The following is a 6,870-nucleotide window of genomic DNA, read 5'->3' as shown; positions in this document are numbered from 1 at the left end:
GGCGATGATTCAGCAATCAGTCGTATAATTAATGAAGCCAAGACTCTTGCTGAATCACTATATATTTTGACAATCGAATTTCAAGAGCGGTTTTCGTTCTCGCAGGAACCATCACTTGATACGCTGTTATCTTTTGAACGTCTTGTTCAAGGACTACCTGCTCCACCAGATAACCTGAAAAGTGAGATACTTCCCCGTGTATTTAATGGGGAGGACCCGCTAGGCAAGAACAACAGAAGCCTTTTGAATGGAGTAATTAGCGCCGTGAAAAACGCACGGGAGCTTAAGGTGCATGCAGAGAATAATATTGTTCCTGACTGCGAATTGGACTACGACAATGCAGAACCTATTCTGGAAAAGTGTACGAATCAGTTATCGAAAACCGCTTTTAGTATGCCACTCCGGATTTTTGCTGAATCCGTAACCGAAGCCGGAAATGCCTTATCTCAATTCAAGAACGCTATATCAGAATACAGTTACGTTCATCAGACTATTCCCGGCTCAAATACTGAAAAGCTGGAAAAGCTTGATTCAAGGTTTACAGCGACTTTACCGCTGACCCTTGAGGAACAGCAGGGAACTCTTATTAGGGAAGGTTCGGGGCTTCTTTCGCAAGATTTAGAAAGTCTGGGGCAATCGCTTGAGCGGGTTACGGCTATTGCACGCCATAGGGGACTGGAATTTGAAAGTACTCCGGCTGAAATTGAAAATTTGGGACGTGGTGAAGGCATCGCTGAAATTCTTCCGGGTGTTATAATAGATGATGCCGTTCTCGAAAAAACAAAACAGGCTGCTAAATACTATCTATCAGATTTACCAATCGGCGAGATGGATAGACGGCAGCAGGGACTTCATGATCTGAATGATCTGATTAACAGTTTGCTATATGAAATTGCTGGATATGCTCAAAATCTGAGTTTGCCGTTTGATAGCTCACAGAAATCAATAGAATGCCTTGCGACCATTAGTAAGATATCTTCTGCAGCACCTACAGACCTTCTTGATTACCGTCATGTAGCACTTGCGCATCCGATGTCTTTGGAACTGATACCGAAGGTAGAAGAAGCCCTACAGTTAGAAATTTCACAACGACTGGCACTTTCCAACGAGTTCCATCTTGATATATTGCCGGAACTAAGCACGTTGAAGATCACCATGTTAACATTCAGACGCGGTGACAGCCTCTTCAACATATTCAATAGTGACTGGAGAGCTGCAAAGAAGCTATTTACTAGCCTATCGAAGAATAAGACAAAGTATAAGGCGTCTGAATGTGGAGAAAAAATATCAAAAATAATCGACTGGCTTGAACACAAAACGGCACTGAATTCTAACGAGGGGTTTAAAAACTTTTTTGGTCCGTTGTTCAGGGGGCTCGATACAGATATTTCCAAGATTAAACGGTTGCATAGCTGGTATCTGGAGAGCATGGCGAAGCTTCTGCAGCATCCAGGTTTAATCGATAGTATTAACTTATCTACTTTGAATTCGCAGACAATAAACCAAGCAGGGGCATTATCATCAAGGATACAGGCAATAGCAGGTGAACTTGATTCCTGTTTAACCGAAAGCAGGGAGTTTTTGGGAGAAATTGCAGGACAGATGGACTCCATTATAAGGCAGTCAGGATGGAATGAATATAGCAAGAAATCTCTTGAAATTGCAGATGCCTTTAAAAAAATAACTTCATATCTTAAAAATTACATAAAGCCCGAAGTTTCCCCGGTTCGCGCTGTTGATGTTTTGAATGCGAAGTTAGAATTGTCATCTGCTGTTTTGGATTTTGAAGCCCTGAATAATGGTATCAGGTTAATTCATGACAAGTATGAGCACTATCTTCCCGGTATATCCTAAATCCCTTGCAACAACTGGCGAGAGTATCTTTCCCAGCTTTCAAAAATTGCCAGCACAACAGATTGTTTAGCCAGCTCAATTGTTGAGCATGCGGACAGCAATTGTGATTATTCAAAAGTGAGGGCATTCTTGGTTGCAAAGCTTAATCTTGATAATGTGTTGTCAAGATTTGCTCCATGCCCGGACAAATCAGAGACTTCAAGTTGGAAAGAATACCATTTGATTGCAGCTTCCCGGATTGCCACAGCCTCAGAACTGGTAAACATGCTATTGCCTGTTGGAGTACCAGGTAAGACAGCCAAAGAGATGTTAAACGGCCTGATTTCTAAGAAAAAATCCATCGATACAATTCAGGAAATCTATAACAACAAAGCAGTTATGGGTATGTTGCAAGATCTCTTTGATGGAATGGATACTGATTTAGAGGCACTTTCGGCAACACTGGAATGGGGCGAAGACATATCAAGAAAGAGGAACATTCAGGGAACGCCACTTCTTTCATATTTATTGAGTCAAAATGCCGTTGAGAACCTTGACGATGCAAAAGAACAACTACGAAAAATTGTGGAAACACGCCATAAGGTTCTCACTAAACTTGCTGAATTAAAGGAATTTGGAGAGTTTGACGCAAAAGAATGGAACCGCTCTGAAGTTGACTTTGCTCATTTGTATTTAAAACGGATTGAGTGTGCTGCGACCAATTTGGATGCCGTTTTAATCTGGTCAAGATACATCAATCAACGCTCCGTTTGTCATGATAATGGCCTGAAAACATTTGTTAATCACGTTGAGAACAAAGTGTTACCCGTTGATACAATTGGCGACATCTTTGAATACGTCGTATATCGCTCAATCGGCAGGAAAATATACCGGCAATACCCGGAACTTGAAGGGTTTAGCGGAGAAAAACACGATAAGATACGAGCTGAATTTGTAGCCCTTGATGAGGAAATTATCAAGCTGACCGGGAAAAGCTTTGCCCATGAGATCAACAAGTCAAAGTATGTTCCGGATGGTGTGACCAGCTACAAAGTCTCTGAATTGACGGAATTGCACTTGCTGAAAAAAGAAATCAGCAAGAGGACTAAACATATTCCAATCCGTCAGTTGCTACGTCGCGCCGGTAAAGCAATTCAGGCATTGAAACCTTGTTTCATGATGGGGCCACTATCAGTTGCTCAGTACATCCAGCAGGGCGCAATTTCTTTCGATATGATTGTGATGGATGAAGCTTCACAACTCAGGCCGGAAGAATCGTTAGGAGCAATTGCAAGGGGTTCACAGTTAATCGTCGTTGGAGACCCCAAACAGCTCCCCCCTACCAATTTCTTTGACCGCCTGGCTGATGATAGCGATGACGATGATGAAAGCGAAGCTTCAGCAGTTTTTGCTGGTACAGAGAGCATCCTTGATATCTGCCAGCAACTGTTTCATCCGGTTCGAACGCTTAAATGGCATTACCGTTCTCAGCACGAATCCTTGATAGCTTTCTCGAACCACCATTTCTACAACGGAAAACTGATTATATTCCCCTCACCATTTCTCAAAAACAACCGCCTGGGACTTCGCTATCGTTACATTAAGAACGGGGTTTACAAAGACCGTCAGAACATGGCTGAAGCACAACGGGTTGTGGATGCTGCAATTGAGCACATGATGAAATTCCCGGAAGAGTCACTGGGTATTGTCACGCTCAACCAGACACAGCGCGACCTTATTGAAGATTTAATGGACAGAAAAGTACGTAATATTGATGAGGCCCAGTCATTTATTTCGAAATGGGAAGAGCAAGGATGGCCCTTTTTCGTTAAAAACCTCGAAAATGTTCAGGGAGACGAACGAGATATCATCTTCATCTCCACAACTTTCGGAAAGCCGGTAGGTGTTGATAAGGTTCGCCAGAACTTTGGACCAATAAGCCGACCGGATGGCTGGAGGCGGCTTAACGTTCTATTTACACGTGCTCGTAGAAAAATTGAGCTTTTCACATCGATGTTGCCAGAGGATATAATCATTGCGGCAGGCACTCCAGCAGGCACAAGAGCCTTGCGGGATTACCTGGATTTTGCAAAACGTGGGATACTCACTTCGACAGAAGTAACAGGCAGGGAGGAAGATAGCGATTTTGAGATTTCTGTAGGCGACATGTTACGGAATCGAGGATACGCAATTGTGCCTCAAGTTGGTGTCGCAGGCTTCTTTATTGACTTGGCTGTACGGAATCCTGATCGCCCCGGTGAATTCCTGGCAGCAGTTGAGTGCGATGGTGCCAGCTACCATTCCAGTGCTTCTGCCAGAGACCGCGACCGTATCAGGCAGAGTATCCTTGAGTCTCTTGGGTGGAGAGGCCGCATTTGGCGTATCTGGTCAACTGATTGGTTCTACAATCCAAGACGGGAATCAGAAAAACTACTTAATTTCCTTGAGGAACGAAGGGCAATATCGAAGACAGAGCAAATTGATTATGAGATGGAAGAGGCATTTGAAGAGGATGATACCGTAATAATTCAGCCTGCACCTGAAGAAGTAGCTGATATTTCAGAACCATCGCTACCGGTTGCAAACGAGGAACTTTATGTTGAAGTTGGAGACATAGTCACCTATTGCCATGTTGATAATCCTGAAGAACGTAAAATCGCGATGATTGTGGAAGGCGAGAGCAATACTCAGAAATACTTTGTCAATGAAAACAGCCCGCTTGCAAAAGCTATGCTTGATTATGCCGTAGGCGATACAGTTCCCGTTGTAGTGACGGGTGTCAATCCTAAGTTTTTTATCAAGATTTTAAAAATTCAGAGGCAAGGGCAATTGACGTTATAGTATGGCAAAGGGTAATGGAAAATTCCGCATTTCAAAAAACCGGGGATACCTCTCGGTTTCTCTCGTTATCATTGATTTACATGGGAAATCACCTGAACAATGTGAAGCAAAGTCACCCAAAAAGTAAAGACGACGACACTTGCCAAGCTACCTCTGTTGAGGCACAAAATCATTTTGGTTTGCTACTGGATACCGCATAACGAGAGCAGTTTGGCCTTCTTCGGAGAGCTCCCGGAGCCGTGTGGTCTGAGGCAACCAGAAAACAGGCACCGCACAAGCCAATCCTGCTGCTTGGGTTATATAAGGGGGCAGATTTTGAAATGTAAGTTTTTCGCAAGAACAACGTGAGGTCAGCTCCTGACATGAGACACTGAACATGGAAATCACCGATCACCATACCTGCCCCTTTTGCAACCGGAATGACACCAAGATCATCCATGCCAATGACCATGCTCTGGCCATCTATGACGGTTTTCCCGTCACCCGTGGCCATTCCCTTGTTATCCCGAAGCGGCATGTCGCCTCTTTCTTTGAAACGACCAGAGAAGAACAGACCGCGATGCTTGAGTTGCTGGCTGAAATACGTGAGCTTCTGCAGAAGGAGCATAACCCTGACGGCTTCAACATCGGTATTAACGACGGCACTGCTGCTGGCCAGACGGTAATGCACCTGCATATTCACCTGATCCCGCGCTATGCTGGTGATCAGCCAGACCCGCGCGGCGGAGTCCGCTGGATATTCCCTGATAAGGCGGCCTACTGGAACAATGGCTGATCTCAAAACCTACATAGAACAGTTTGCCAACTTGCGTCGTGCTAATGCGCGGCAGGGGTTTTACTCAGACGCGACAAGAAAAAAAGCTCCACACAAACCGATCCTGTTGCTGGCCGTGCTAGACCTGATAGCAAGTGAGGTAATCACCAATCCTGTAGTCGATGTCACCGGGGATCTGGTTGAGCTGAATGACCTGTTCAATCTGTACTGGCGCAGAGTGGTGCCGCTGGGGCAGACCAGCAGCATTGCCTTTCCGTTTTCACGTCTGCACAACGAGCCATTCTGGAAACTGATTGTCAGGCCGGGACACACTGTTTCAGATGCTGTTGTCGCCAAAACCACCACGGTCAGCTATCTGCGTACCTATGCGTTGGGTGCCCAGATTGATGAGCAACTGTTTGCCATCATGCAGACGGAGCCCGGCAGAACATCTTTGCGAAAATCGCTGCTGCAAGCCTGCTTTTCAGAAGAGGCGCAGCAGGCATTGCGTGAACAGGCTTTAGTAAATCAGGGGGCATTTGACTACGAACGATTGCTTGAGCAACAGGCTCACCAACCTCTGGTTAAAGAGGTGCTGGAATCGAACAACTACAAGCCAGCAGTCCGTGATCAGGGGTTCCGTAAGGTTGTGACCACGTCTTACGATCATCGCTGCGCCCTGTGTGGCATCAGAATTGTTACCCCGGAAGGTCATACTGTGGTGGAGGCCGCCCATATCGTCCCTTGGTGTGAGAGCCGCAATGACGATATCCGTAACGGCATGGCACTCTGCAGGCTCTGTCACTGGGGATTTGATGAAGGGATGCTGGGAGTGTCTGGTAGCTATCAAGTAATCACAGCTTCATCTATCGGACTTACACCAAACTTTGCCGGTCCGCTTCAGACATTAACCGGTCGCGCCATCATACCGCCGCAGGAGACTGCTCTCTGGCCAGCCCAGGAATATCTCAGTGAACACCGGCACAGATGGAAACTGAAATAAGAATAGGAATGTGATCACAATGAGCAAAGCAGATATCGCAGAAAAGATCCACACTTCCACCGGCCTGTCCAGAAAAGATTCCGCTGCCATGATGGAATCGGTCTTTGCCATTATGAAGGAGTCTCTGGAGGCAGGCGAGACCATCAAAGTATCAGGTTTCGGTAATTTTGAAATCAAGCAGAAGAATGCGCGCCGTGGTCGTAATCCTCGGACCGGTGAAGCCATTACCATTGCAGCCCGCAAGGTACTGACTTTTAAACCAAGCAACGTGCTGAACATTGCTATCAACAGATGACTTCACACGGTACCGCAGGCATGCCCGTTATCACCAGCAGGGGATGTCCTTTACCTTTGTGAAAAGTATTGAGAAGGATATCTACCCATTCTGCAAAGCCAATGAATGGGTGCATGGTATATCCTCACGCGTAACAGCCGTGAT

Annotated in this window: 5 protein-coding genes; all 5 read left to right on the top strand. The window is 45.7% G+C overall.

Translation table 11 applies throughout. The annotated features are described in order from the left end of the window. On the top strand, positions 1-1,854 hold a 1,854-nt coding region (locus tag OEL57_RS12295; RefSeq protein WP_300740822.1), incomplete at its 5' end, for a hypothetical protein. 129 nt (positions 1,855-1,983) lie between these two features. After that, on the top strand, positions 1,984-4,674 hold the full coding sequence (locus OEL57_RS12290) for an AAA domain-containing protein (protein WP_300740821.1): 2,691 nt from the start codon (positions 1,984-1,986) through the stop codon (positions 4,672-4,674). A gap of 376 nt (positions 4,675-5,050) precedes the next feature. Further along, entirely contained in the window at positions 5,051-5,449 is a 399-nt protein-coding gene (locus OEL57_RS12285; protein ID WP_300740820.1) for an HIT family protein, read from the top strand. Next, positions 5,442-6,431 (top strand): HNH endonuclease, encoded by a 990-nt coding sequence (locus tag OEL57_RS12280; protein WP_300740819.1) that lies wholly within the window; start codon positions 5,442-5,444, stop codon positions 6,429-6,431. Before OEL57_RS12285 ends, OEL57_RS12280 begins: the two co-directional genes overlap by 8 nt. A 19-nt stretch (positions 6,432-6,450) precedes the next feature. Continuing rightward, positions 6,451-6,726, top strand: coding sequence for an integration host factor subunit alpha (locus tag OEL57_RS12275; protein ID WP_300740818.1), 276 nt, complete (start codon positions 6,451-6,453; stop codon positions 6,724-6,726). Positions 6,727-6,870 lie beyond the last annotated feature (144 nt).

The sequence above is a fragment of the Trichlorobacter sp. genome, assembly GCF_030247655.1.
Classification (GTDB): Bacteria; Desulfobacterota; Desulfuromonadia; order Geobacterales; family Pseudopelobacteraceae; genus Trichlorobacter.
This window is presented reverse-complemented; position numbering and strand designations above follow the sequence as displayed.

Coding starts and splice junctions, on each gene's coding strand:
- OEL57_RS12280 (WP_300740819.1), top strand. CDS start 5,442: ATGGCTGATCTCAAAACCTACATAGAACAGTTTGCCAACTTGCGTCGT.
- OEL57_RS12285 (WP_300740820.1), top strand. CDS start 5,051: ATGGAAATCACCGATCACCATACCTGCCCCTTTTGCAACCGGAATGAC.
- OEL57_RS12275 (WP_300740818.1), top strand. CDS start 6,451: ATGAGCAAAGCAGATATCGCAGAAAAGATCCACACTTCCACCGGCCTG.